Source organism: Nocardiopsis sp. M1B1, from assembly GCF_052466615.1.
Genome location: NZ_CP196194.1, coordinates 3,549,126 through 3,573,855 on the forward strand (window position 1 = coordinate 3,549,126; position 24,730 = coordinate 3,573,855).

The window sequence follows — 24,730 nt, forward strand, 5'->3', positions numbered from 1 at the left end:
AAAGTTGCCGTTGGCCCGCCCGCCGCACCGGAGCCCCGGGGCGGACCGCGACGCTCTCCGGGGGCGTGGACCGGTCAGCCCAGATCGGCGAGTTTGCCTTCCAGCACCTCCCGCTCGCGCTCGTTGCCGCACCGGTGCACGGCCAGCTCCAGTTCGGTGCGCGCCTCAGCGGTGCGGCCCAGGCGCACGAGCAGCTCCCCGCGCACGCTCGGCAGCAGGTGCGAGTCCGCCAGCGCCCCGGCCGCCGCCAGTTCGTCCACGACCCGCAGCGCCGCGGCCGGTCCCCGGGCCATGGAGACCGCCACCGCCCGGTTGAGGTCCACCACGGGGGAGGGCGCCAGGCGGCCGAGCGCCTCGTAGAGCAGCACGATCCGCTCCCAGTCCGTCTCCCGCACCGAGGGGGCGAGCGCGTGGCACTCGGCGATCGCGGCCTGGAGGCCGTAGGCGCCCAGCCCCCGGCCGGCGCTCCCGGCGCGGGCCAGGGCGGCCCGCCCCCGGCGGATAGCGGAGCGGTCCCAGCGGCGGCGGTCCTGGTGCTCCAGCAGCACCGGCCGCCCGTCCGCCCCGGTGCGGGCGGGAAAGCGCGCCGCGGTCAGCTCCAGCAGCGCCAGCAGGCCGTGGACCTCGGGCTGGTCGGGGACCAGCCGGGCCAGAACCCGGGCCAGGCGCTGGGCCTCGCCCGCGAGGTCGGGCCGGAGCAGGTCGCCTCCGGAGCTGGCCGAGGAGCCCTCGGTGAAGATCAGGTAGACCACGTTGAGCACCGAGCCGAGCCGCTGGGCCCGCTCCCGGGCCGGGGGCACCTCGAAGGGCACCCGGGCCGCCCCGAGGGTCTTCTTGGCCCGGGTGATCCTGGCCTGCACGGTCGCGGTCGGGACCAGGAACGCCCTGGCGATCTCGTCGCTGGTCAGACCGCCGACCACCCGCAGGGTGAGCGCCACCCTGGCCTCACGCGACAGCACGGGGTGGCAGGCGGTGAACATCAGCGCGAGAACGTCGTCGTCGATCCGGTCCGGATCCCACAGCACGTCGTCGGCCTCCCCCGCGGGGTCGCCGGGCGCACTGCCCGAGGCGGCGCCGCCCTCGCCCAGGTCGCGGGCGAGGACGGCGTACCTGTCGTCCAGGGCGGAGCGGCGGCGGAACGCGTCGATCGCGCGGCGGCGGCCGACGGTGAGCAGCCACCCCGCCGGGTTGCGGGGCACGCCCTCGCGCGGCCAGGTCACCAGCGCCTCGGCCAGCGCCTCCTGGCCCAGGTCCTCGGCCAGCGCGAAGTCGCCGGTGTAGCGCGCGAGCGCGCCGACGATCCGCGCCGAGTCGATCCGCCAGACGGCGGCTACGGCCTCGCGGCCGGTGGGGTCAGCCATCTCCGGTCGGTCCGCTCAGAGCTGGCCGGTGGCCTCGCGCCAGGCCCGCTCCCTCTGGATCCACTCGTTGTCCTGCGGGAACTCGTCGATCGTGGTGACCCGGCGGATCTCGGTCTTGAACCCGGGACCGCCCATCGGCGCCCGCTTGGCCCACTCCACGGCCTCCTCCTTCGAGGCCACGTTGAGGATGTAGAACCCGCCGAACAGCTCCTTGGTCTCGCCGTAGGGGCCGTCGGTGACCACGGGCGGCTCGGAGGAGTAGTCGACGACCACGCCCTCGGCGGCGTCGTCGAGGCCCTCCGCGGCGACCAGCACCCCGGCGCGGATCAGCTCGTCGTTGTACCGGCCCATGGTCGCGAGCATCTCGTCGAAGTCGATCTCGCCCATCTTCGCGAAGGCCTCGTCGGTGGCGCGCATGATCAGCATGTACTTCATGGCTCTGTCTCCCTGGGTGTCGCGGGCCCCTTCCGGGCCCCTTCACCCCTAGGTCGAACGGGGGGTGCCGCGGATCGACACGTCCACCGATCTTTTTCCGAGGAATTCTGACAGAGTCCGCCCGCGGCCCGGTCCCGCGACCCGCCTACCGGGCCAGCAGGTCGCGCAGCGCCCCGACCACCTCGGCCGGGGCCTCCTCGGCCATGAAGTGGCCGCAGGTCACCGTGCTGTGGTGCAGGTCGGGGGCCCAGGCCCGCCACACCGCGGCGGCGTCGTAGCCCAGCGCCGCGCCCCAGTCCTGCTGGAGCACCGTCACCGGCATGGCCAGACGCCGCCCGGCCGCGCGGTCGGCCTCGTCGTGCTCGACGTCGATCCCGGCCGAGGCCCGGTAGTCGGCCACGATCGAGGGCACGGCCTCGCGGGAGGCCCGCAGGTAGGCGGCGCGCACCTCGGCGGGGATCGCCTCGGGGTCGCGCGTCCAGATGTCCAGGAAGTGTCCGAAGAACGCGTCCGGGCTGGCGCCGATGAGCTGCTCGGGCAGGCCCGGAGGCTGGGCCATGAGGTACAGGTGGAAGCCCACCGCGGCCGAGGCCCCGCGCATGACCTCCCACATGTCCAGGGTCGGCAGCACGTCGAGCGAGGCCAGGTGGGTGACGGCGTCGGGGTGGTCCAGCCCGGCGCGGATCGCGACCAGGGCGCCGCGGTCGTGGCCCGCCAGGGCGAAGCGTTCGTGGCCCAGGGCGCGGGCCAGGGCGACGACGTCGGCGGCCATGGTGCGCTTGGCGTAGGCGTCGCCGTCGGCGCCGGCGGGCTTGTCGCTGTCGCCGTAGCCGCGCAGGTCCGGGCAGATGACGGTGTGGTCGGCGGCCAGGTCGGCCGCGACGTGCCGCCACATCAGGTGGGTCTGGGGGAAGCCGTGCAGCAGCACGAGGGGGCTGCCCGAGCCGCCGACGGCGGCGTTGAGCGCCACGCCCTCGGCGACGGGCACGCGCTGGTAGTCGAATCCCTGGATCCTGGGTTCCACGGTGGTCTCCTCGGTGGGTCGGAGTCGGGTCCCCGGCGGTCGCCGGGGATCTCGGTCGTCCACGAGCCTGCCGGGGTCCGATGAGCAGCCGATGAGCAACGGTTGAGCGGGGGCGTCGGCTGCCCCGCCCGGTGCGGGCGGCCGGATAGATTTGCTGCCATGGAGGGGGAGGTGACACGGGCGGCGGTGTCCTTCCGCGTGCTGGGTCCCCTGGAGGCCGTCGGCGCGCACGGACCGCTCGCCCTCAAGGGGCCGCGACACCGCGCGGTGCTGGCCCGGCTCCTGGTCGCCGAGGGCCGTGCCGTGCCCGTGGACCGTCTCGTGGACGACCTGTGGGAGGCGCCCGCCGAGGGCTCCGTGGCCGCGGTGCGCACCTTCGTCTCGGCGCTGCGCCGGTCCCTGGAACCGGACCGGCCCGCGCGGCGGCCCGCCCGGCTGCTGGTGACCGCGCCGCCGGGCTACGCGCTGAGGGCCGACCCCGAGGCGGTCGACGCCCGGCGCTTCGCCGGAGCCGTGGCCCGTGGCGGCGCGCTGCTCGCCGAGGACCGGCCCGGTGCGGCGCTGGACGGCCTGGAGGAGGCCCTCGGGTGGTGGCGGGGCCCGGCCTACGCCGAGTTCACCGCCTACCCCTGGGCGCGCGCCGAGGCCGACCGGCTGGAGGGGCTGCGACTGCTGGCGGTGGAGCGGCACGCCGAGGCCCTCCTGGCGCTGGGGCGTGCGGGTGACGCCGTGCCCGCCCTGGAGGCGCACGCCCTGGCCCATCCCCTGCGCGAGAACGCCTGGCGGCAGTGGGCGCTGGCCCTGTACCGCTCGGGCCGTCAGGGTGACGCGCTGGCCGCGCTGCGCCGCGCCCGCCGGACCCTGGCGGAGGAGCTGGGGGTGGACCCCGGCCCCGAACTGCGGCGGTTGGAGGCCGACGTCCTGGCCCAGGCGCCCCACCTGACCCCGCGTGCCGCCGCCACCGCTGTTCCGGCACGGGCGGAGGGCGCGCCCGAACCCGTCCGGCGCCCCTTCGTGGGCCGGATGCGGGAGCTGGAACTGCTGGAGGGGGCCGCCGCCTCCGCCGCGCCGCACGCTCCGGCCCGGGTCGCGCTGGTCTCCGGCGACGCCGGGGCGGGCAAGACGGCCCTGACCGAGGAACTCGCGCGGCGGCTGGCCGGGCGCGGGTGGACCACGGCCTGGGGGCGCGGCCCCGAGCACGAGGGGGCGCCCGCGGCCTGGCCCTGGACGCAGATCGCCGCCGTGCTGGCGGCGTCCGCGGACGCCGCGGCCAACGAAGGCACCACGGGCCCCGGTGTCCCGCGCACCGGTACCGCCACGGGCACCGCGGTCCACGGGGGCACCATCGGCCTCACCACGGACGACGACACCACAGCCTCGGCACCCAACACGAGCCCCACCGGGACGGACGGCCCCTCCACGGGCGCAGGCCGGGGTGCGGCCACCACAGCGCCCAGGAGCATCGCCGCCCCCGACCGCGACAACGACACCGCAGCGCCGGGGGGTGCCGCCCCCGACCCCGCGGCGGCCCGGTTCGGCGTCCTGCGCCAAGCCGCCCGCCTGCTCGCCTCGGCCGCGCGGCGCGGCCCCGTCCTGCTGGTCTTCGACGACCTGCACCGGGCGGCGGAGGAGACCCTGGAACTGTTCACCTTCCTGGCCGCCGAACCGCTCCCCGGGCCCGTGCTGCTCGTGGGGACACACCGGACCGGCGAGGTCCACCCCGCGCTGACCGCGGCCCTGGCCCGGCTCGCCCCCGGCGAACCGGCCCGCGTCTATCTGGGCGGGCTGGCCGAGGACGCGACCGAGGCGCTCGTACGGGCCCTGGTCGGCCGCGACGTCGGCGGGCGGGCGCTGCGCGCCGTCCACCGGCGCAGCGGCGGCAACCCCTTCTTCGTCCGTGAGCTGGCCCGGCTGCTGTCCGACGGGGACGGCGCCGCGCTCGACGCGGTCCCCGCCGGGGTGCGCGACGTCATCCGCCACCGTCTGGGCTCCCTGACACCCGGGGCCCGGGACCTGTTGCGCCGGGCCGCCGTGATCGGCCGCGACGTCGACCCCGACGTCCTGTCGGCGCTGTCCCCGGACGGGGACGCCGTGCTCGACGCCCTGGACGAGGCGCTGGAGGCGGGCTTCCTCACCGACCGCGCCGAACAGGACGAGCCCGACGGCGCACCCGGCCTGCGCTTCGCGCACGTGCTGGTGCGCGACACCCTCTACCAGGACCTCTCCCGACCGCGCCGGGCGCACTTGCACACGGCGGTGGCCGAGGCCGTCGAGGCGCTGCGCCCCGACCGGGCCGACGTGCTCGCCCACCACTTCGGGCGGGCGGGCACCCGCGCCACCGCGGCCCGGGCCGCGCACCACGCGCGCACCGCCGCCCTGCGGGCAGAGGAGCGCTTCGCCCCGCACGAGGCGGCCCGGCTGTGGCGGGAGGCCGTCGCCGCCCACGACCGCTCCGGCGAGGACCGGCCACGCGAGCGCCTGGAGGCGGTCATGGGCATGGTGCGGGCGCTGGCCGTCACCGGCCGTCTGGAGGAGGCCCGCCACCACCGCGCCCGGGCGGTGGCCGCGGCCGAGGAGCTGGGCGACGCGGAGCTGACGGCTCAGGTCATCACCGCCTTCGACGTGCCCGCCCTGTGGCCGCGCAACGACGACGAGGCGCTGGCCCGCCGGGTCGCCGGAGCCGCCGAACGCACCCTGGCCGCCCTGCCCGAGGACCGCCCGGAGCAGCGTGCCCGCCTGCTGTGCGCCCTGGCCCTGGAACTGCGCGGCGCCGCCACCGGCCGCGGACCGGACGCGGCCCGCCTGGCCGAGGAGACCGCCCGCGGGCTCGGCGACCCCGCCCTGCTGTGCCTGGCGCTCAACGCCCGGTTCATGCAGTCCTTCCAGGGCGCCGGGCGGGCCCCGCAGAGGGTGGGGATCGGCGCGGAACTGGTCGACCTGGCCTCCCGGCACGGCCTGGTGACCTTCGAGGTGCTGGGCCACCTCGTCCTGGTCCAGGCGTACTCCGCGCTCGCCGACTTCGGCGCCGCCGACGCCCACGCGGTCGGCGCCGACCGGCTGGGCTCGCGTTACGGGATCGCCCTGGTGGGGGTGTTCATCCGGTGGTACGAGGCGCTGCGCACGGCCGCGCGGGGGTCCGTCGAGGAGGCCGAGGCCGCCTACCGGGCCGCGAGCGTGCGGCTCGCCGACACCGGCATGCCCGGGGTGGAGCAGGGCATCCTGCCCCTGGCGCTGCTGTGCCTGCGGGGCGGCCGTCCCGCAGCGGTGGACCCCCGCCAGGACTGGGGCCCCTACGCCCCCTGGGCCGACGCCCTGGTCCGGCCCGGGTCAGCGCCCCTTCCGCCCGACGCACCGCCCGGCCTGCTCGGGGAGGCCCTGACCTGCCTGGCCGCCCGGGCCGCCACCGCCGTCGGCGACCGCCCCGCGATGGAGCGCGCCCACCGCCTGCTCTCACCCGCCGCCGGGGAGCTGGCCGGTGCGGGCAGCGGTCTGCTGACCCTGGGGCCGGTCGCGCACCAGCTCGGCGACCTCGACCGCGCGCTCGGACGCCGTGAGCGGGCCGCGGAGCACTACCGGCTGGCCCTGCGCGTGGCCGCCCGGGCCGGGTCGCCGCACTGGACCGCCGCGGCCCGGGCGGCCCTGGCCGAACCGGACTGAGCCGCACGCGTCGTACGGGCGGGCCAGCGGTGTCCAGGACGCGAGGCCCGAGCGACGACCGCGACACGCCCGCCGCGATGTGTAGTTTGGCCCTCTTGTGGTAAAAAGTTAGGCGTGCCGAACTTTCAAGATGAGGCTTCTTCACATTCCTGGTCGGCGAAGCTCCCCGCCGCCTCCCTCGCCCTTGTCCTGGGCCTGACCGCCTGTTCCTCCTCCGCCGGACAGGAGCGCGACGACGGACGGCTCCTGGTCCTGACCACGTTCACCGTCCTGGCGGACATGGCACGCAACGTCGCCGACGGGCGCGTGGAGGTCGCCTCGCTCACCCGGCCCGGAGCCGAGATCCACGGCTACGAACCCACCCCCGACGACCTCGTCCGCGGCCAGGACGCCGACCTGATCCTGGAGAACGGGCTCGGCCTGGAGGCCTGGTTCAGCCAGTTCACCGAACGCGTCCAGGCCCCCACCGCCGTGCTCAGCGACGGCGTCGAGACCATCCCCATCTCCGCGGGGGAGTACGAGGGCCAGCCCAACCCCCACGCCTGGATGTCGCCCGACAACGCCCCCGTCTACGTCGACAACATCCGCGACGCCCTCACCGAACTCGACCCCGGGGGAGAGCAGGTCTACGCCGAGGCGGCCGAGGCCTACAAGGACGAGATCAGCGAGGTCGGCGACTACCTGGAGGAGGAGCTCGCCGGGGTCCCCGACAGCTCCCGCGCCCTGGTCACCTGCGAGGGGGCCTTCTCCTACCTGGCACGCGACGCGGGGCTGACCGAGATGTACCTGTGGCCGGTCAACGCCGAGACCCAGGGCACCCCCCGGCAGACCGCCGCCGTCACCGAGTTCGTCCGCGACAACCAGGTGCCCGCCGTCTTCTGCGAGAGCACCGTCAACGACGGCTCCCAGCGCTCGGTGGCGCGCGAGACCGGCGCCGCCATGGGCCGGACCCTCTACGTCGACTCCCTGTCCGAGGAGGGCGGCCCCGTGCCCACCTACCTGGACCTGCTGCGCCACGACGCCGAGGCCATCGTGGCCGGGCTGCGGGGGGAGGAGCGGTGAACGCCGCCATCGAGGTCACCGACGCCACCGTCCGCTACGGCGACGTCCTGGCGCTGGACGGCGTGAGCCTGTCCGTCGCCCCCGGCCGCGTCTGCGGCCTGCTGGGCACCAACGGGTCGGGCAAGTCCACCCTGTTCAAGACCGTGCTGGGCCTGGTCCCCACCGACGGGGGGCGGGTGCGGATCCTCGGGCGCACCGGGGCCGCCGCCCGCCGCCGCGGGCTGGTGGGCTACGTGCCCCAGTCCGAACAGGTCGACTGGGCCTTCCCGGTCCGCGTGCGCGACGTGGTGATGATGGGCCGCTACGGGCGCATGGGACAGCGGCGCCGCCCCCGCCCCGCCGACCGGGAGGCGGTCGAGCACGCCCTGGACCGCACCCACCTGGGCGACCTGGCCGACCGCCAGATCGGCGCGCTCTCCGGCGGCCAGCGCAAACGCGCCTTCGTGGCCCGCGCCATCGCCCAGGGAGCCGACGTGCTCCTGCTCGACGAGCCCTTCGCCGGGGTCGACAAGCGCTCGGAGGGGCGCATCACCGAACTGCTGCTGCAACTGCGCGGCGAGGGCCACACGCTGCTGGTGTCCACCCACGACCTGGCCCAGGTGCCCGCCCTGTGCGACGAGGCGGTGCTGCTCCAGCGCCGCGTCGTGGCGCACGGCGCACCCGAGGAGGTCCTGCGCCCGGAAACCCTCATGGAGGCCTTCGGGGTCCACACCGACGAGGAGGGAACGGCATGGACGCGCTGACCGCGGTCGCGGAGTGGTTCACGGTGCCCCTGGGCTTCGACTTCGTCCGGCGCGCCCTGCTGGTCAGCGTGGTCGCCGGGGTGGCGTGCGCCGTGCTGTCGTGCTGGATGACGCTGGTGGGCTGGTCGCTGATGGGCGACGCGGTCTCCCACGCCGTCCTGCCCGGCGTGGTGCTGTCGTACCTGTTCGGACTGCCCTTCGCGGTGGGCGCGCTGGTCTTCGGCGCCGGGTCGGTCGCCCTGATCGGGGTGGTCAACCGCACCTCCCGGGTCAAGGAGGACGCCGTCATCGGCGTGGTCTTCACGGCCATGTTCGCCCTGGGCCTGGTCCTGGTCTCGCGCGTGCCCAGCCAGACCGACCTGGGACACATCCTGTTCGGCAACGTGCTGGGGGTGTCGGACACCGACATCTGGCAGGTGCTCGTCCTGGCCGGGGTGGTGCTGGCGGTGGTCTGGTACAAGCACCGCGACCTGACCCTGTACGCCTTCGACCCGGTCCACGCGCACGCGGTGGGCATCAACCCCCGCCTACTGGAGACGCTGCTGCTGGGCCTGCTGTCGGTCACGGTGGTGGTGGCCCTCCAGGCGGTGGGGATCATCCTGGTCGTGGCCATGGTCATCGTCCCCGGGGCGACGGCCTACCTGCTCACCGACCGCTTCGAGCGGATGCTGGTCATCTCCGCGGCGGTGGCCGTGGCGGCGGCCGTGGCGGGGGTCTTCCTCAGCTTCCACCTGAACGTGTCCACCGGCGGGGCGATCGTGCTGGCCCAGTCGTCGGCCTTCACCCTGGCCTACCTGTTCTCGCCCCGCCAGGGCGTGCTGCTGCGGCGGCGCGCCGCGCGAAGGACCGGGGCCCGCTCGGTCGGCCGCGAGCGGGCCCGCCCCGCGAAGGAACCGTCCTAAGGTCCACCGCCGCCGACGCGTCGCCGCTACGGGCGCCGCACGTCGATGACGTACTTCCCGCGCACGCCTCCCGCCTCCAGCCTGCGGTGCGCCTCCGCGACGTCGGCCATGGGGAAGACCGTGTCGACCATAGGACGGATCGTCCCCTCCTCGACGGCCCGGGTGAGCTCGGCGATGCGCTCCGCCGACGGGTCGTTGCTGAAGAGTTTGGTCCGGCCGGGCCGCACGGCGGCCCGGAGCCCGGTGCCGAGCAGGGACCTGAGGACGCGGTCCGGGTCGAAGGCGAGCGCGACCATGCGCCCGCGCCGGTGCAGCCGCGCCTGGTAGGCGCCGAGGTCGGTGCCGACCAGGTCGACGATGACGTCGAAGCGGCCGAGGTCCTGCGGCCGGGCCGTGCGGTAGTCCAGGGCCTCGTCGGCGCCGAGTCCTCGGATCCAGTCGAGGTTGCGGGCCCCGGCGAGGGCGGTGACCTCGGCGCCGAGGGCCTTGCCCAGCTGCACCGCGACGTTGCCGACGCCTCCGGTGGCACCGCGGACCAGGAGCCGTTCACCGGGCGCGAGGCGGGCCTTGTCCGTCAGCGCGGTCAGGGCGGTGGTGCCCGCCCCCGGAAGGGCGGCGGCCTCCAGGAGGCCGAGGTTCCCGGGCGCGCTGGCGAGCCGCCGCTCGGGGACGACGACGTGGTCGGCGATGGCCCCGAAGACGAAGTGCGGCATGAGCCCCCACACCGCGTCTCCCGCCCGCCAGGCGCGCACTCCGGCGCCCACCGACGCGACGCGGCCCGTGAAGTCGACGCCCACGCCCCGGGGGAACCGGGCGCGGGTGACCCCGCGCATCCTGCCCGAGCGGAAGGCGAGCTCAGCCGCGTCCACGCTCGCGGCGTGCACCTCGACGAGCACCTCGCCCTCTCCCGGGCTCGGCGTGGGCACCTCGTCGACGCGCAACACCTCGGGCGGGCCGAATCGGTCGTACCGCACAGCACGCATGGTCGTTCTCCCCAGTCCGGCGAAGAAAGTGGGGTGGCCCCCCACTTCGTTCCGCTAAGATAACCGGAGAGGGACCCCACTTAGCAAGTCCAGGAGGTCACGGTGGTCGAGAGCGCGGCGCGAAAGCCCCTGCGCGCGGATGCCCGGCGCAACTACGAGCGCATCGTCGCCGTGGCCGAGGAGGCGTTCGCGGCCCACGGCGTCGACGCCTCGTTGGAGGAGATCGCCCGCCGGGCCGGGGTGGGCTCGGCGACCCTGCACCGGCACTTCCCCTCCCGGCGCCGCCTGCTGGAGGTGGTCTTCCACGACCGCGTCGAAGCGCTCTGCGCGAGGGCGCGGGAGCACTCCCGCGCCAGCGGGCCGGGCCCCGCCCTCTTCGCCTGGCTGCGGGACCTCAACGCCTACGCCGAGGCCAGCCGCGGTCTGGCCGCCTCGCTGCTGCGGGACGGCCGCGACGCCGACCTGCTGGAGCGCGACGACGGCTGCGCGGCGATGATCACCGCCGCGGCCGGTGAACTCCTGGAGCGCGCCCGTCGAGCGCGGGCGGTGCGCCCCGGTGTGCGCGCCGAGGACCTGGTCGCGCTCGTCAGCGCCATCTCGCTCGCCACGGAGGACCACCCCGACGGCGCGCAGGCGGGCCGTCTGCTGGACATCGCGTTCGCGGGCGTGCGCCCGCAGGAGCCCGCGGCCACGACCGGCGGGGGTTCCTGAAACCGGGGCCGGACGCGGGGGAGGGCGGGCGGCCGGTTCGGAGGGGGTGTCCCTCACCGGGCGCGCGGCCCCCGAAGGGCGCCGGTCGGCCGCCGACCGGGCACGGGCACGAACAGAAACGGCGCGGCGGCACGGGGAGTGGTCCGTGCCGCCGCGCCCGGGAGGGGCCGGGCCGGGGTCAGCCGCGGCCCGCCTCCACCGGGGTGTGGTCCTTACTCGCGGCCCGTCGGGCGCGCAGTCGGCCGACGGCCACGACCAGGCCGATCGTCAGCAGCAGTCCGTAGATGCCCAGGGTGATCCCGCTGTCCACGAGCACCGACACGTCGCCCTGCCCCACGGCCAGGGCGCGGCGCAGCTCCGTCTCGGCCACCGGGCCCAGGACGACCGCGATCAGCACCGGGGCCAGCGGAATGTTGAAGCGGCGCATCATCAGAGCCACCAGGCCCAGGATCAGCATCAGCCACAGGTCCACCATGGACGACGCGGCCGCGTACACGCCCAGGGACGAGAACACCGCGATCCCTGCGTACATGTACGGCTTGGGGACCAGCAGCAGCTTGGCCCACAGCGGCGCGAAGGGCAGGTTGAGGATGAGCAGCATGACGCTGCCGATGAACAGGCTGGCCAGCAGCGCCCACACCAGGTCGCCGTCGCGCTCGAACAGCAGCGGACCGGGCTGCATCCCGTACTGCTGGAAGGCGGCCAGCATGATCGCGGCGGTCGCCGAGGTCGGCAGGCCCAGACCCAGCAGGGTGCCCATCGCGGTTCCGGCGGTGGCGCTGGCGGCGGCCTCCGGCGCGGCCACGCCCTCGATGGCGCCCTCGCCGAACTCGTCCTCGCCCTTGCCGCGCCGGGCGCGCCGGGCGGCGAGCTTGCGCTCGGTGCCGTAGGACAGGAAGGTCGGGATCTCCGAGCCGCCCGCGGGAATGGACCCGAACGGCAGGCCGAACAGGGTTCCGCGCATCCAGGCCGGAAGCGTACGCCGCAGGTCGCGTCGGCTCAGCCAGGGGGTGCCGCTGCGCCGCAGGCCACCGCGCGCCGCGTCGCCCGCGTGGGCGGTGGCGGCCACGTGCAGCACCTCGCCGATCGCCAGCAGCGCCACGGTCACCGTGATGATGCTGAAGCCCTCGAAGAGCTGGGGCACGCCCAGGGTGAAGCGCTCGGCGCCGCTGAGGCCGTCGATGCCCACCATCGAGATGGCCAGGCCGATGCCCAGGGCGATCAGGCCGCGCACGGCCGAGTCCGAGACCACCGCGGAGGTGGCCACGAACGCGAAGACGGTGAGCGCGAAGTACTCGGCGGGGCCGAACTGCAGCGCCAGCTGCACGATGACCGGCGAGAAGAACGCCACCAGCGCCGTGGACACGATCGCGCCGATGAACGCGCCGATCGCCGCCGTGGCCAGCGCCTGCGGCGCCCGCCCGCGCTTGGCCATCTTGTGGCCCTCGATGGCGGTGGCGATGGCCGAGGCCTGCCCGGGCGTGTTCATCAGGATGGCGGCGGTGGAGTCACCGAACAGCCCGCCGTAGTACACACCGGCGAACATGATGAACGCGCCGGTGGGGTCGAGGTGGAAGGTGACCGGCAGCAGGAGCGCGACGGCCATGGAGGAACCCAGGCCGGGCACCACGCCCACGGCCGTGCCGAGCATGACGCCCAGCAGCGCCAGGAACAGGTACTCGGGGCTCAGCGCGTTGGCGAACCCCGCCATGAGGTTGGTGAGAACGTCCATTTAGAAGATGCCCCCGAGGATTCCGGCCGGCAGGTTCAGGCCCAGACCGGCGACGAAGGCGAGCTGGATGACGGAGGAGAACACCAGCGACAGCACGGCGTCGAACAGGTACCGGCGGCTGCCCAGGGCGTAGGCGACGCCGAAGAACAGCAGCGCCGCGGACAGCAGCCAGCCCACCGGCTGGAGCAGCAGGATGAACACCGTCAGCGAGGCGACGACGATCCCCAGGCAGCGCCAGTCGATGCGCACGGGCCCCGCCTCACCGGCCGGGGCGCCCCCGTCGGTGTCGGCGGTGGCGGCCTCGGCGTTCTCCCCGGTGGTCGGCGCGTCGGCGGTGCGGGCCGGGCGCAGCAGGACCTGCACGGCCAGGGCCACGCCCGTGACGCCCATGAAGATCGCGACCAGGGTGGGGAAGAAGCGCGGACCGGGCGGTTCGGTGCCCGGCGGCACCGGCATGGCGGCGGTCTGCACGGCGATGAACCCGGCGATGCCCAGCACCAGGGCGGCGACCAGCAGTTCGGACCTGCCCCGCCACCAGGAGGGGCGGGGCGGCGGGGCGACGGGCTCCGTCGCCCGGACGGGGGTGGTGGCGTCGGTACTCAAGACAGGCCCAGTTCCTCGGTGATGGTGGTGATGCGCTCGGTCTCCAGGGCGAGGAACTCCTCGAACTCCTCGCCGGTCTGGAAGGTGTCGTCCCAGCGGTTGCGCTCCAGCGTCCGCGCCCACTCGGGGGTGTCGTGCATCTCGGTGACGATCGCGGTCAGCTCGGCACGCTCCTCCTCGGTGATGCCGGCCGGGGCCACGAACCCCCGCCAGTTGGGCAGGACCGCGTCGATGTCCTGCTCGGCCAGGGTGGGAACGTCGATGCCCTCGACGCGCTCGTGCGCGGAGACGCCCAGGGCGCGCACGTTGCCCGCCTCGATCTGGTCGCTGAACTCGTTGTAGCCGCTGATGCCCACGTCGACGCTGCCCGACAACAGCGAGGTCAGCGCCTCGCCGCCGCCGGAGAAGGCGATGTAGTTGACGTCCTGGGGGTCGACGTCGACGTCGGAGGCGATGAGCCCGGCCAGCAGGTGGTCGGTGCCGCCCAGGGAGCCGCCGCCGATCGCCATCCCGCCCGGGTCCTCGCGCCAGGCCTCGGCCAGGTCGCCCATGTCCTGGTACGGGGAGTCGTCGGGGACCACGACCACCTCGTAGTCGTCGGCGAGCCGGGCGATGGGGGTGACGTCCTGCAGGTCGTGCGAGGAGTTGTTGACGATGATGCTGCCGATCATGACCGTGCCGGTCACCATCAGCATGTTGGCCCGGCCCTCCTGACGGACCGCCTGGGCCAGGCCGATGGTGCCGCCCGCGCCGGGAACGTTGACCACCTGGTTGTTGGCTACGATCTCCCCCTCGCGGAAGGCGTTCTGCGCCTCGCGCCCCACCAGGTCCCAGCCGCCGCCGGGCGCGGCGGGCACGATCGTGGTCAGTCGGCTGCGTACGGCCTCGGCGCCGTCGCCGCCGGTCGACGAGGCGTTGACCGCCGCGGCGCCGATGACGACGGCCGCGGCGACCGCGCCGCCGACGCGCAGAATGCGCTGGATGCTCATGGGGTGGCTCTCTCCGTTGCTGCAGGTCCGCGGTGCGGGCGGGCGCTCGCGGGCCGACGGACCGCCCGAGGCGGGAACGTGGCGGCCGTTACACCGCTCCGTGGCGCCGGTCGCATCCGCACCGGTTTCGAGAGCATGACCCACGGTTTGCCGACCGGTAAATCTTCTGGTCGTTTTGAACACAGAGATTGTTGTGGTCGCCCCGGGTTCCACCCGGGGCCGCGGCCGCCGAACGAGGGCGGGCAACCACCCTGTCCCGCTCGCGGCGCGCGCAATAGCCTCGTTCCACCCGACGGGAAACGGCCGGTCAACGGCCTGGGGCGGGCACGGGGCGGAAGCCGGGGGTTCCCGGCCGCACGGGTTCCGTGCGCCCTCCCAGCGGCGGAACCGGCAGGTCCGCGCGGTCCCGGAGGGCGCAACGCACCCGCGACCGACGAAGGACGGCCATGACGCTCCTGCTCGCCCACATCAGCGACCTGCACCTGGACGGGACCGACCGCACCACCGGGCGCGCCGCCCGGACCGCGGAGTACCTGCGCGGCCTGGCCCAGGAGCCGGACGCGCTCCTGGTCACCGGTGACATCGCCGACCACGCCACCGCCGAGGAGTACCGCGAGGCGGCCCGGCTGCTGGACCTGCCCTTCCCGGTGCTGGTCTGCCCGGGCAACCACGACGACCGCGGGCGGATGCGCGCGTCGCTGCTGGGTCGGGAGCCGTCCGACGAGCCGTTCAACCAGGTGCACGAGGTGGGCGGCGCGGCGGTGCTGACCTGCGACTCGACGGTTCCGGGCGAGGACGGCGGCCACCTGGACACGGCCACCCTGGTGTGGATCAACGAGACGCTGAGCGCCCTGCCCGACGACCGGCCCGCCCTGCTGGCCCTGCACCACCCGCCCGTGCGGGTCCACCACCCGCTGCCCGACTCCATGCGGCTGGACAACGCCGACGACCTGTCCGGGCTGCTGCGGGCCCACCCGCGGGTGGCGGGGATCCTGGTCGGGCACGCCCACACCGGCGGGGCGACCACCTTCGCCGGGCGGCCCCTGCTGCTGGCGCCCGGCGTGACGTGGACGCTGCGCATGCCCTGGGAGGGCGAGCCCGCGGCCAACCGCGACCAGCCCCCGGGGGTGGCCTTCCACATCCTGGACGAGGACCGGCGCCTGACCACGCACTTCCGCGCGGTGGTCTGAGTTCGGGCGGGGGCGCGGGCGCGGCGGGGACCGGTCCACGACCGAAACCGGGCAGGCCGGTCCCTCGGGCGGTGACGGGAGCAGCCGTCGGCTGGCCCGGTCCGGGCAGGAGGGTCGGCGGCTCCGTGTCCGGGCGGGGGAAGCGTTCTCGGCGCGGCGCGGGTCGGCCCGCGCCGAGAGCCTCACCGCACCAAGGGGAGCTCCGATCAGATGAGCATGGCCAGCTGGCGGCACTGGGCGACCAGCGTGCCCGTGGCGTCCCAGATCTCCATGTCCTCCTCGTGCAGGCCGCCGGAGACGTGCTTGGTGAAGACCCGGCAGGCCAGCCACCCCGGGGCGGGCCTGGCGCGCACGTGCACGCTCAGCTCGACGGTGATCGTCGCGAACTCACCGATCTCCAGGACCGCGGGCGGAGCGAAGTCCACCATCGAGGCCAGCGCGTGGGTGTCGGGTTCGCGCCCGTCGGCGAAGCGCATCCAGAACTCGGCGTGCGGGCGGCCGTCCTTCCTGCCGTCCAGCCAGCCCGGCCGCCCGGGGTAGCGGTAGTCGACGCTGCGCGCGATGCCCAGACCCTCGGGATTGTCGAACTCGGGCGGGAGGGGGCAGTCCTCGGGGGCGGGCAGGCGCGGGGGCTCGTCCAGGGCCAGGACGCGGGCCGAGGGGTCGGGGGACAGGTCGCCGTAGGTGGCGGTGGCGCGCAGGATCTCCTTGCCGCCCTGTTCCAGGCGGACCTGGCCGGTGGCGGTGCGGCGCCCCTCGCGCACCACCTCGGTGCGCGCGGTGGCCGCGCCGGGGGCGGCGGGGCGCAGGAAGAACGCCGAGACGGCCAGGGGGTCGGGCTGGCTCAGGTTCTGGCGTAGCGCGTTGAGGGCGGCGCCCAGGACGTAACCCCCGTTGGGGTGGGAGGTGAAGGTGGTCCAGGCGTCGGTGAGGGTGGCGGCGAACTCGCCGTCGGCCAGCTTCTCGACGTGGGTGTCCCGGTCGAACCGGAAGTCCTCGATGGTGCGGTCAGGGCTCATGCCCCCAGATGTTACCGGCGAGTAGGGCCCGGTGGTGGACACGGGGCGCCCCTGCCGGGGAAAGTGGTTGACCCTGACGCGGCGTCAGGCCCTAGCTTCGGGCACACGTCACCACCAGTGAGGAAGCGGCAGGACAGATGGGACACACCGTCGGCGAGGCCGCCCGGATGAGCGGGCAGACCGTCCGGACCCTGCACCACTACGACCGGATCGGACTGCTCGTTCCCGCCGGACGCACCCCGGCGGGTTACCGCAGCTACAGCGACGAGGACCTCGAACGGCTCCGGCAGATCCTGACCTACCGGGAACTGGGCTTCGGCCTGGACCGGATCGCCGCCCTGCTCGACGACCCCGCCGCCGACGCCCGCGCCCACCTGGCCCGTCAGCACCGGCTGGTGACCGAACGCATCGAACGCCTGCGCACGATGGCGCGCGGCATCGAACGCCTGATGGAGGCCGACACCATGCGACTCGACCTGACCCCCGCCGAACGCCTCGAACTCTTCGGCGACTTCGACGTGGACGCACACTCCGAGGAGGCCCGCCGGCGCTGGGGCGGCACCGAGGCCTACGCCCGGTCCCAGCGCAGGGTCGGCTCCTACACCAAGGCCGACTGGGAGCGGCTCAACGCCGAGGGCGAGGAGATCTACCTGGCCCTGGCCGCGGCCATGAACGACGGGCAGGCGCCCGACAGCCCCGCCGTGATGGACCTGGCCGAGCGGCACCGCGCCCACATCACACGCTGGTTCTACGACTGCACCACCTGCGTCCACCGGGGACTGGGACGGCTGTACGTGGACGACGAGCGCTTCACCGTCACCGTCGACGCCCACGCCGAGGGGCTGAGCGTGTACCTGCGCGAGGCCTTCGCCGCCAACGCCGCACGTCAGGAGGCGTGAAACGGCGGAGGCCGGTGACCGGGCACCCGGTCACCGGCCTCCGCCGGATGAGCATGCGAGAGCGGGGTTCGCACGCTCCACTGTCTGTCTAGGAACGGTCCGTTACCAGAGCTGGTCCACGATGACCTCGGCGTCGTCGACCTGGTGCTGGTACCGGTCGGGGTAGGCCGAGCGCTGCACGTCCTGGGCGACCTCGCCCAGCGGGGTGTCGTCCCAGCTGCCCTCGGGGTAGACACGCTCCAGCTCGTCGAAGAAGGCGTTGGTGGCCCAGGTGGGGTCGAGACGGTCCTCCTGCGAGCCGTAGTGGTCGCGCTGCTGGAACAGGCCGACGCTGTCGCGGTCGCCCCAGTCGAGGTTGTCCAGGTGGGTCTCGACGATGGAGGTGGCCACCGCCATGGCGGCAGCGTCCTCGCCCAGGTCGCGGTCCTTGGCCGCGTCGACCATCGCGCGGGCGTTCTCGACGTGCTCCTCGGTCATGTGACCGGCCATGTCGTCGTTCAGCTTGTCGTTGAGGGTGTCGGCGATCTCCTTGGCGGAGGCCGTGTCCGCGGCTGCGGCGCCCGGTCCGGCCAGAAGCAGCCCGCCGGTGATGAGCAGGCTGGAGGTCGCGGTAAACGTCAGCTTGGGTATCGATCGCATAAAGTTCACCCGTGCAACGTATGCGCTGGTCAGGGCTTTGGAAAGTGTTTGAAACCACTTGGGGCGAGTGGGAAAGGCAACACCAAGTCCGGGCAACCCCCCGGTCAGGCGGCGTGGGCCCGTTTCCGTGCGTCGTCGGCACCCCACCACAGGCCTGACCAGCGCGAACGTGACCGTGCCAACAGTGGGGCCCGAGCCCGAGCACACCCGGACCACACCGGCCGCCGAGGGCATGAGGTCCGCGTAGCCGCGCCGCGCTCGCGGCGGGCGGGGCAGCCGGGTGATGGGCGGTAAACAGCACGCCGGGACCCGGCCGGGCCGCGTGGCCCGACTCCCACGCGCGCGCACGCGCGCACGTGGGAGTCTGGTGTTCCCGCTCCCCGCCAACGGAAAGGGCCTCCCGTGCGCTGGACCGTTCACTCCGAGAAGCCCCTGTACACCGACCCGTGGATCGACGTGCGGGCCGCGGACGTCGAACTGCCCGACGGGCACCGGTTCGACCACCGGGTCATTCGCCGACCCCCCGGGGCCGGTGCCGTGGTGCTCGACGGTCGGGGCCGGGCCCTGCTGCTGTGGCGGCACCGGTTCATCACCGACACCTGGGGCTACGAGATCCCCATGGGCGGCGTGCACCCGGGGGAGAGCCCCGAACGGGCCGCCGCGCGCGAGGTGCTGGAGGAGACCGGGTGGCGGACGGGGCCGCTGCGCCCGCTGGTCTACGTCCAGCCCTCCAGCGGGCTGACCGACAGCGAGCACCACGTCTTCGTGGCCGACACGGCGGAGAGGGTCGGCGAACCCCAGGACGCCTGGGAGGCCGAGCGCGTGGAGTGGGTGGCGCTGGACCGGGTCCCCGAACTGATCAGGCGACGCCAGCTGGTGAGCGGCACCTCCATGAACGCGTTGCTGTACCTGTACGCCACCGGCGGGGAGTGAGGGGGCGCACCGGTAGCACCCCCGTGCGCCGCGCCGGGCACGGCCTTCGCGGAACCGCGGGGGAGCGCGGCCCGTGGCCGCACCCCCTCATCGTTTCGCTCCCGTACTCGTCAGCGCTGTGCCGTCACCGGGACGCCATCGGCGTCCGATCCTCCCGAAGTCGCGCGAAGCCGAGAAGCGACCTCGGGACGGGCCCGGCGAGGGAGCCTTCCGGGTTCAGCCGCTCGAACGCTTCGAGCCGAGCGCCCCGCCCGTCGCTCCGACCGCGGCTCCCAGCAGCGCTCCGAACACGATCCCCAGCGCCAGGTTGTCGAAGACCGTGCCCAAGACGATGCCCAGGGCAAGACCGATCGCGACCCCCGTACCCGATGCGCGATGTTTGCCGTTCACAGATGAACCCTCCTTTGCGTTTGTCTTTAGACGCTTTGCCCACCTTTGGCGTTCCAGGAAGCCCAACGCGCGAGGCGAAGAGGAAGGGTGAGCCCGGCCCGGGGCCGGGTGGTGGGTCCTGGACGCCGCGCGTTCCGCAGTGCCACGGCGGCTCCGACGGCCTCGTCCGGGAGCGCCATGTCAGGGGCAGGGGGCGGGCGGCCCGCGGTAAATCCTTTCCGTCCGCGCGGACCCGTTTGTTACGGTGGCCGTATGCATCTTCCGCTGTACCTCTGATCCGAGCCCGAGCACCCGCCCCGCCTCCACGCGGCCCCGGGTGCCCGACGTGAGCACCGACCCGCTTCCCGGGTCTTTTCCGTCAGCTCGAAGAGCTCTCGCGCACCCCGCCGCCACCGCGCCGGGCGGAGCTCTGTTCGGAGGAACAGTGACCACCCTCAACCCCAAACTCGTGCTGCCCGCCGGTGAGCGGGCGCAACTGACCGCGAACGGCGTTCACATCGACCGCGGCGGCCGCACGGTCCTCTCCGGCGTCGACATGACCGTCACACCGCGATCCCGCTGGGGAGTCGTGGGCGAGAACGGCCGCGGCAAGTCCACGCTGCTGCACATCCTCGCCGGCGCGCTCGAACCCGACTCCGGGACCGTGCGGCGCATCGGCACCCTCGGCGTCGCCGAACAGGAGATGCGGGCGACCGGCGGCCGTACCGTCGGGGACCTGATCGACGTCGAACTCGCCGACGCCCGCGCGGCCCTGGCCGCGCTCGACGCCAGCGCCGGCGGACTGGCCGAGGGCGATCCCCGGGCCGCCGAGGAGTACACCGCGGCCCTGAACGCCGCCGAGGTGCTGGACGCCTGGGACGCCGACCGGCGCGTCGACCTCGCCCTGGAGAACCTGGGCGCCGTCACCGACCGGTCCCGGCCACTGGCGGAGCTGTCGGTGGGCCAGCGCTACCGCGTCCGGCTGGCCTGCCTGCTGGGCGCCTCGCACGACTTCCTTCTGCTGGACGAGCCCACGAACCACCTCGACGCCGCCGGGCTCGACTTCCTGACCGCCCGACTGCGCGGGCACGGCAACGGCGTGGTGCTCGTCAGCCACGACCGCGCCCTGCTCTCGGACGTGGTCACGACGGTGCTCGACCTCGACCCGAGCCGCGACGGCGGCCCCCGCGTCTACGGCGGCGGGTTCGCCGGGTACCAGGAGGGACGGCGCGCCGAACGCGAACGCTGGGCCGACGAGTACGAGCAGCAGCGGGCCGAGCACGCCCGCCTCACCCAGGACCTGTCCGAGGCACAGAACCGGCTGGTCAGCGGCTGGCGGCCGGACAAGGGCACCGGCAAGCACCAGCGGGCGACCCGCGCGCCCGGGCTCGTGCGCTCCGTCCACCGTCGGCGCGACGACCTGGAGGCGCACGCGGTCACCATGCCGCCGCCCCCGCTGCGGTTCCGGATGCCGGAGCTGGCGACGCTGCCCGGCGTGACCCTGGTCAGGGCCGAGGAGGTCACCGTCGCGGGACGGCTGGAGCAGCCGGTCACCCTGTCCCTCGACTCCGGTTCGCGGCTGGTGGTCACCGGGGCCAACGGGGCGGGCAAGTCGACGCTGCTGTCGGTGCTCGCCGGGCGGATCGGGCCGACCGGCGGCGGTGTGCGCACCGCGCGCACCGCACGGGTGCGACTGCTGACGCAGGAGTCACCCCGGGCGGGGGCGCGTCGTGCTCGGGAGGTTTTCAACGCCCACCTGGGGCGCCTCGTCAGCGAGGACGTGCTCGGGGAGAGCGAGACGGTTCCGCTGAGCTCTCTGGGGCTGCTCTCTTCGGCGGACGTCAATAAGCCGTTGCGTGAGTTGTCCATGGGGCAGCAGCGCAGGCTCGACCTGGCCCTCGCGCTGGCGTCCCGGCCGCACGTGCTGCTGCTGGACGAGCCGACGAACCATCTCTCGATCGCCCTGGTCGACGAGCTCACCGAGGGCCTCGGCGCCACCGGGGCGGCGGTGGTGCTCGCCACCCACGACCGGCAGCTCCAGCGCGACGTCGCCTCGTGGGACCGGCTGACGCTGGCGCCGCGGGCGTCCGCGTCCGATCTGGTCGGCCAGTCGGCCGCACACGGCGGCGGCTGATCCGGCCGGTCGACGTGACGGCAGGGCCCGGCGGGATCCCGCCGGGCCCTCATCACCGCGTGGCCCGCGACCGCAGCGGAACGGCCACGGCCGCCGTCGCCTTCCCGTCCGGTGGCGGTGACGAGGGGTCCGGCATATCCGGTGGACGCCGCGCGTCCCGGGCAGAACAATGGGTCGGCCCCTCGGCGAACAGGAGAGTGCGTGGCTGTGGACCCCGGCGAGCTGCTGGCCGCCTACGACACCCACGTACGCGGACACGTCCCCGAACATCCGCCGCTCGGGGCGGTCGTGGAACGCGAGGGTCCGCTGGTGAGCGCGCACCACGGTACACACGCGGTGATCGACCACACCGACACCAGGGGCACCGACCTGGCCGACCTTGTCCGAGGCCGACAGGAGGAGGCCGACAGGAGGACGGAACCGGTCGAGTGGCGCGTGCACTCCCACGACAGCCCGGGCCTGGCCGAGTCCCTGCTCTCAGCCGGTTTCACTCCCGGGTGGGAGCGCTCGGTCCTGGTCGCGCCGCTGGAGGCCATCCCCGACGTGGACCCGCCTCCGGGGCACCTTCTCCTGGCCGGAACCCACCACTACGACGAGCAGGCACTGCGTCTGGCCGAGGTGAGCGAACCGCACAGGCGCCCGCTCTTCGAGCAGATGAGGGACGGGATACGGTTCCAGGAAGTTTCACTGAAGCTGGTGGAGGAAGGGCGCGTCCACGCCGTGGCCTGGTTCCAGGTCCTCACCGGCACCCCGTTCGCCACGGTGGAGGGTATGACCGCTCCGTGTCCGGCTCTGCTCAGCGACATGGTGAAGTGGACCCGCCCGAAACTGCCGCGCACATGGGGATGGGTCAACGCCGGAATCCGCTTCGCCACCGCCGAAGCGGATGGTGAGCTGCGGCGGATGTACCTCGGTTCGGGCTTCCACGAGGTGACGACCGTCCGTTCCTACCACTGGTCCCCGACGGGGGTCCCGGCCGTGGAGCGCCCGGTGCGGCAGCTCCTGTTCGACCCCGACCACGACGACCTGTGGGACCGCTTCTACGAGCGGTTCTCCTTCAAACCCAGCATCGAAGTGCATCCCGGGATCCGCGAACCCGCGGATTCGGCCACCTGGTTCCTGGACGGGCCCAACGACCCTGAACTGGAACGGATCGTCGTTCCCGAGGTGCTCGCCCTCGCACGCCCCGATGAGCTTCTGTACTGGCTGAATTGGAACCACACGGGCTACCGGTTCGACCCGCGTCGTGTTGGCGGCCCCGGTCAACCCGAGGTCCCCGGCCAGACCTTCCCCGATGGGGACTACTACATCTACACCACACGTGACCTGCGAATGGGCACGTTCGGACACCCCTGGGAGAACACCCTGTGCGTGTTCGGACGAGATCTGCTGGACCGCGTCGAGAACGGCCTCACCGCGCTCCTGGGAGAACCGACCCGCAGGGACGGCCGCAACACGGGACGCGTGTGGACCTTCGGCCACGAACGCGGTTCCCGCTAGCGGTACCGTCCCCTCCAGCGGGCGGGGAGTGCGGGCGCCGGACGGGGGAGGAGCGGCAAAACCCGTAGCACGCGACGGCCGGACCGGGTTAGCGTGCGGGGCATGACACCCACCCGCGACGGCTGGCGCACCCCGGAACTGGCCGAGACGATGCGCCTCGTCCGCGCGGAGACCGACCGCGCCTGGGCCGAGGCGTGCGCGGAGTGGAACGCCGAGCCGGGCGGCGACGCCGAACGCGACCTGGCCGAACTCGTGCTCTCCGACCCCGGCCAGTTCACCTGGCGGGTGGTGGACGCGGCCATGGACCGCCTGGTGTGTCCCGAGTGCGGGCGGGCCCTGGGGTCGGGCGAGCTGGGCTGCGGGCCCTGCGACCTGGCCGACGGACACCGCTACCTGGCCCGGGAGCCCGACCGCCCGAACGTTCCCCCGGGCAACGAGCACGCGGTCCGGGTCGGCTCGGTGGTCGTGCGCCAGTGGTACCGCTACCCGGCCAGGGCGGTGTGCGGCTGGGAGCTGTCCCTGCCCGAGATCCACCGGGGCCTGCTGCCCACGGGAGCACAGGCGCGGGCGGCCAGGACCCGGATCAACCGCCTCACCGAGCAACAGGTACGCACCGTGTCCTCCTACCGGGAGCTGGAGGAACTCGCCGGAGGCGTGTGACCGGCCCCGAAGTCCCCGCCCGTCCGACGCCGCCGGTTCCCCGGCCGCGAACGGCGCGCGCTCCTCCCCGCCAGGGCGGCGGGGCGCCGATCCCCCGATCCGCGCCCCGTCACACCACGACCACCGACGTCAGCGCATCAGCGCCAGCTTGCCGGTGAGCTTGTTGACGGCGTTGCGCGCCCCGAAGACGGCCACCCCCACGTACTCCACGTCCTGCGGTTCGGTGACCGCGAGGGCGTCCAAGTACTCGACGTAGTCGCGGGAGCGGCGGGCCACCTCGTTGAAGCCCACCACCGTCAGGTCGCGCTCGTCGGCCCCGGCCTTGAGCTGGCGCAACTGCTCCGCCGAGGCCACCAGGGTCGGTACCGGGTGCGGGTTGAGCCCGGCGTGCAGTCCGCCGCCCGCGTCCTTGCCGTCGGCGGCCAGCGAGTTCTCCATCCGTCCGCCCAGCGCCAGGCCCAGCACCACCCCCGCGTTGGCGGCGAGCGCGGGCTCCAGGTCCTCGCGCAGCACGACGACGATCTTGGTGGACATCCCCATGGTTACCCCGTTCATATGGCTTGTGAACGGTGCAGAACCTAGCCATACGGTCGCACCCATGGTTGCGGGGCCGAACACTATTCGACCGAGGGGCTACCGTGGGGGCCATGGACGAACTTGATTCGGCGATCGTGCGCGAACTCCAGCAGGACGCGCGGCAGACCAACCGCGCCCTCGCGCACAAGCTCGGCGTGGCGCCCTCCACCTGCCTGGAACGCGTGCGCCTGCTGCACCGGCGCGGAGTCATCCGGGGCTACCACGCCGACATCGACCCGGCCGCGCTCAACCGGGAGGTGGAGGCCTTCGTGTCGGTGCAGCTGCGCCCGCCCAGCCGCCAGGTCATCGAGGGCTTCAAGGGCGCGATGTTCGCCCTACCCGAGGTGCTGGCGGTCTACGTCGTGGCGGGGGAGCAGGACTTCCTGGTGCACGTGTCCGTGCCCTCCCTGGACGCGCTGCACAGCTTCCTCATCGACCGGCTCACCCAGCGCCGCGAGGTGGCCAGCTTCCGCAGCCAGATCATCTACGACAGCGCCCGCAAGCACGTCGCCGCACCCCTGGAGCCGCCGCAGTGAGCCGGAGTCCCCTCGCGGGGAACCGTGGACGGCGCCCCCGCGTCCAAGAACCGACACACGGCCACAAAGGGGA

The 24,730-nt window shown here is 74.0% G+C and carries 23 protein-coding genes; 12 read left to right on the plus strand and 11 right to left on the minus strand.

Annotated elements, in window-relative coordinates:
• Positions 1-74: 74 nt before the first annotated feature.
• The 3 genes from ACSTA4_RS15470 to ACSTA4_RS15480 all read right to left on the minus strand — a co-directional run bounded on the left by ACSTA4_RS15470 (position 75) and on the right by ACSTA4_RS15480 (position 2,820).
• Entirely contained in the window at positions 75-1,361 is a 1,287-nt protein-coding gene (locus ACSTA4_RS15470; protein ID WP_444959878.1) for an RNA polymerase sigma factor, read from the minus strand.
• Positions 1,362-1,376: 15 nt separating this feature from the next.
• Positions 1,377-1,796: a YciI family protein gene (locus ACSTA4_RS15475; protein ID WP_248770516.1), complete on the minus strand. Its 420-nt coding sequence runs from the start codon at positions 1,794-1,796 to the stop codon at positions 1,377-1,379.
• Between the two features lie 145 nt (positions 1,797-1,941).
• Positions 1,942-2,820, minus strand: a complete 879-nt coding sequence (locus tag ACSTA4_RS15480; RefSeq protein WP_444959879.1) for an alpha/beta fold hydrolase — start codon at positions 2,818-2,820, stop codon at positions 1,942-1,944.
• 159 nt (positions 2,821-2,979) lie between these two features.
• Between ACSTA4_RS15480 and ACSTA4_RS15485 the strand changes: the two genes are divergently transcribed.
• The 4 genes from ACSTA4_RS15485 (at position 2,980) to ACSTA4_RS15500 (ending at position 9,184) form a co-directional block, all read left to right on the plus strand.
• Positions 2,980-6,477, plus strand: coding sequence for a BTAD domain-containing putative transcriptional regulator (locus ACSTA4_RS15485; protein ID WP_444959880.1), 3,498 nt, complete (start codon positions 2,980-2,982; stop codon positions 6,475-6,477).
• Positions 6,478-6,591: 114 nt separating this feature from the next.
• Complete coding sequence (locus ACSTA4_RS15490; protein ID WP_444959881.1) at positions 6,592-7,539, plus strand: metal ABC transporter substrate-binding protein; 948 nt, start codon at positions 6,592-6,594, stop codon at positions 7,537-7,539.
• Positions 7,536-8,282 (plus strand): metal ABC transporter ATP-binding protein, encoded by a 747-nt coding sequence (locus ACSTA4_RS15495; RefSeq protein WP_274973225.1) that lies wholly within the window; start codon positions 7,536-7,538, stop codon positions 8,280-8,282. Before ACSTA4_RS15490 ends, ACSTA4_RS15495 begins: the two co-directional genes overlap by 4 nt.
• Positions 8,270-9,184, plus strand: coding sequence for a metal ABC transporter permease (locus tag ACSTA4_RS15500; RefSeq protein ID WP_444959882.1), 915 nt, complete (start codon positions 8,270-8,272; stop codon positions 9,182-9,184). The genes ACSTA4_RS15495 and ACSTA4_RS15500 overlap by 13 nt, the downstream gene beginning before the upstream one ends.
• 26 nt (positions 9,185-9,210) lie before the next feature.
• Here the strand turns inward: ACSTA4_RS15500 and ACSTA4_RS15505 are convergent, their stop codons facing one another.
• Positions 9,211-10,167 (minus strand): NAD(P)-dependent alcohol dehydrogenase, encoded by a 957-nt coding sequence (locus tag ACSTA4_RS15505; RefSeq protein WP_444959883.1) that lies wholly within the window; start codon positions 10,165-10,167, stop codon positions 9,211-9,213.
• A 102-nt stretch (positions 10,168-10,269) separates the two neighbouring features.
• Here ACSTA4_RS15505 and ACSTA4_RS15510 point away from each other — a divergent pair, with 102 nt between their 5' ends.
• Entirely contained in the window at positions 10,270-10,878 is a 609-nt protein-coding gene (locus ACSTA4_RS15510) for a TetR/AcrR family transcriptional regulator (protein ID WP_444959884.1), read from the plus strand.
• 178 nt (positions 10,879-11,056) lie between these two features.
• On the opposite strand, the gene ACSTA4_RS15515 is transcribed toward ACSTA4_RS15510, so the two are convergent.
• Genes ACSTA4_RS15515 through ACSTA4_RS15525 form a run of 3 tightly spaced genes read right to left on the minus strand, consistent with a single transcriptional unit; the run spans position 11,057 to position 14,202 of the window.
• Complete coding sequence (locus tag ACSTA4_RS15515) at positions 11,057-12,610, minus strand: tripartite tricarboxylate transporter permease (protein ID WP_248770524.1); 1,554 nt, start codon at positions 12,608-12,610, stop codon at positions 11,057-11,059.
• Entirely contained in the window at positions 12,611-13,213 is a 603-nt protein-coding gene (locus ACSTA4_RS15520; protein WP_444959885.1) for a tripartite tricarboxylate transporter TctB family protein, read from the minus strand.
• Positions 13,210-14,202 carry a Bug family tripartite tricarboxylate transporter substrate binding protein gene (locus ACSTA4_RS15525; protein WP_444959886.1) on the minus strand — a complete coding sequence of 331 codons (993 nt, stop codon included), beginning with the start codon at positions 14,200-14,202 and terminating at the stop codon, positions 13,210-13,212. The genes ACSTA4_RS15520 and ACSTA4_RS15525 overlap by 4 nt, the downstream gene beginning before the upstream one ends.
• A gap of 446 nt (positions 14,203-14,648) precedes the next feature.
• Between ACSTA4_RS15525 and ACSTA4_RS15530 the strand changes: the two genes are divergently transcribed.
• Positions 14,649-15,392 carry a metallophosphoesterase gene (locus tag ACSTA4_RS15530; RefSeq protein ID WP_444959887.1) on the plus strand — a complete coding sequence of 248 codons (744 nt, stop codon included), beginning with the start codon at positions 14,649-14,651 and terminating at the stop codon, positions 15,390-15,392.
• Positions 15,393-15,598: 206 nt separating this feature from the next.
• Here ACSTA4_RS15530 and ACSTA4_RS15535 read toward each other — a convergent pair whose 3' ends face one another.
• Positions 15,599-16,411 carry a thioesterase family protein gene (locus tag ACSTA4_RS15535; protein ID WP_444959888.1) on the minus strand — a complete coding sequence of 271 codons (813 nt, stop codon included), beginning with the start codon at positions 16,409-16,411 and terminating at the stop codon, positions 15,599-15,601.
• A 137-nt stretch (positions 16,412-16,548) separates the two neighbouring features.
• On the opposite strand from ACSTA4_RS15535, the gene ACSTA4_RS15540 reads away from it, so the two are divergent.
• Positions 16,549-17,310: a MerR family transcriptional regulator gene (locus ACSTA4_RS15540; RefSeq protein WP_444959889.1), complete on the plus strand. Its 762-nt coding sequence runs from the start codon at positions 16,549-16,551 to the stop codon at positions 17,308-17,310.
• 102 nt (positions 17,311-17,412) lie between these two features.
• On the opposite strand, the gene ACSTA4_RS15545 is transcribed toward ACSTA4_RS15540, so the two are convergent.
• Positions 17,413-17,949 (minus strand): hypothetical protein, encoded by a 537-nt coding sequence (locus ACSTA4_RS15545; protein ID WP_444964188.1) that lies wholly within the window; start codon positions 17,947-17,949, stop codon positions 17,413-17,415.
• 402 nt (positions 17,950-18,351) lie between these two features.
• On the opposite strand from ACSTA4_RS15545, the gene ACSTA4_RS15550 reads away from it, so the two are divergent.
• Positions 18,352-18,882: an NUDIX hydrolase gene (locus tag ACSTA4_RS15550; RefSeq protein ID WP_444959890.1), complete on the plus strand. Its 531-nt coding sequence runs from the start codon at positions 18,352-18,354 to the stop codon at positions 18,880-18,882.
• Positions 18,883-19,098: 216 nt separating this feature from the next.
• Here the strand turns inward: ACSTA4_RS15550 and ACSTA4_RS15555 are convergent, their stop codons facing one another.
• Complete coding sequence (locus ACSTA4_RS15555; protein WP_248770531.1) at positions 19,099-19,272, minus strand: hypothetical protein; 174 nt, start codon at positions 19,270-19,272, stop codon at positions 19,099-19,101.
• A 424-nt stretch (positions 19,273-19,696) separates the two neighbouring features.
• On the opposite strand from ACSTA4_RS15555, the gene ACSTA4_RS15560 reads away from it, so the two are divergent.
• The 3 genes from ACSTA4_RS15560 (at position 19,697) to ACSTA4_RS15570 (ending at position 23,545) form a co-directional block, all read left to right on the plus strand.
• Positions 19,697-21,385 carry an ABC-F family ATP-binding cassette domain-containing protein gene (locus ACSTA4_RS15560; protein WP_444959891.1) on the plus strand — a complete coding sequence of 563 codons (1,689 nt, stop codon included), beginning with the start codon at positions 19,697-19,699 and terminating at the stop codon, positions 21,383-21,385.
• Between the two features lie 201 nt (positions 21,386-21,586).
• Complete coding sequence (locus tag ACSTA4_RS15565; protein ID WP_444959892.1) at positions 21,587-22,885, plus strand: DUF2716 domain-containing protein; 1,299 nt, start codon at positions 21,587-21,589, stop codon at positions 22,883-22,885.
• 102 nt (positions 22,886-22,987) lie between these two features.
• Positions 22,988-23,545 (plus strand): hypothetical protein, encoded by a 558-nt coding sequence (locus tag ACSTA4_RS15570; RefSeq protein WP_444959893.1) that lies wholly within the window; start codon positions 22,988-22,990, stop codon positions 23,543-23,545.
• A gap of 129 nt (positions 23,546-23,674) precedes the next feature.
• Here ACSTA4_RS15570 and ACSTA4_RS15575 read toward each other — a convergent pair whose 3' ends face one another.
• Positions 23,675-24,085, minus strand: a complete 411-nt coding sequence (locus ACSTA4_RS15575; protein WP_444964189.1) for a DUF2000 domain-containing protein — start codon at positions 24,083-24,085, stop codon at positions 23,675-23,677.
• A gap of 107 nt (positions 24,086-24,192) precedes the next feature.
• Between ACSTA4_RS15575 and ACSTA4_RS15580 the strand changes: the two genes are divergently transcribed.
• Complete coding sequence (locus tag ACSTA4_RS15580; RefSeq protein WP_036552214.1) at positions 24,193-24,657, plus strand: Lrp/AsnC family transcriptional regulator; 465 nt, start codon at positions 24,193-24,195, stop codon at positions 24,655-24,657.
• The last annotated feature ends 73 nt before the right edge of the window (positions 24,658-24,730 follow it).

Bases quoted from the DNA above. Each gene is read 5' to 3' on its own strand.
- ACSTA4_RS15470 (WP_444959878.1), bottom strand. From the start codon at position 1,361: ATGGCTGACCCCACCGGCCGCGAGGCCGTAGCCGCCGTCTGGCGGATC.
- ACSTA4_RS15475 (WP_248770516.1), bottom strand. From the start codon at position 1,796: ATGAAGTACATGCTGATCATGCGCGCCACCGACGAGGCCTTCGCGAAG.
- ACSTA4_RS15485 (WP_444959880.1), top strand. From the start codon at position 2,980: ATGGAGGGGGAGGTGACACGGGCGGCGGTGTCCTTCCGCGTGCTGGGT.
- ACSTA4_RS15500 (WP_444959882.1), top strand. From the start codon at position 8,270: ATGGACGCGCTGACCGCGGTCGCGGAGTGGTTCACGGTGCCCCTGGGC.
- ACSTA4_RS15505 (WP_444959883.1), bottom strand. From the start codon at position 10,167: ATGCGTGCTGTGCGGTACGACCGATTCGGCCCGCCCGAGGTGTTGCGC.
- ACSTA4_RS15515 (WP_248770524.1), bottom strand. From the start codon at position 12,610: ATGGACGTTCTCACCAACCTCATGGCGGGGTTCGCCAACGCGCTGAGC.
- ACSTA4_RS15525 (WP_444959886.1), bottom strand. From the start codon at position 14,202: ATGAGCATCCAGCGCATTCTGCGCGTCGGCGGCGCGGTCGCCGCGGCC.
- ACSTA4_RS15530 (WP_444959887.1), top strand. From the start codon at position 14,649: ATGACGCTCCTGCTCGCCCACATCAGCGACCTGCACCTGGACGGGACC.
- ACSTA4_RS15535 (WP_444959888.1), bottom strand. From the start codon at position 16,411: ATGAGCCCTGACCGCACCATCGAGGACTTCCGGTTCGACCGGGACACC.
- ACSTA4_RS15540 (WP_444959889.1), top strand. From the start codon at position 16,549: ATGGGACACACCGTCGGCGAGGCCGCCCGGATGAGCGGGCAGACCGTC.
- ACSTA4_RS15545 (WP_444964188.1), bottom strand. From the start codon at position 17,949: ATGCGATCGATACCCAAGCTGACGTTTACCGCGACCTCCAGCCTGCTC.
- ACSTA4_RS15570 (WP_444959893.1), top strand. From the start codon at position 22,988: ATGACACCCACCCGCGACGGCTGGCGCACCCCGGAACTGGCCGAGACG.
- ACSTA4_RS15575 (WP_444964189.1), bottom strand. From the start codon at position 24,085: ATGGGGATGTCCACCAAGATCGTCGTCGTGCTGCGCGAGGACCTGGAG.
- ACSTA4_RS15580 (WP_036552214.1), top strand. From the start codon at position 24,193: ATGGACGAACTTGATTCGGCGATCGTGCGCGAACTCCAGCAGGACGCG.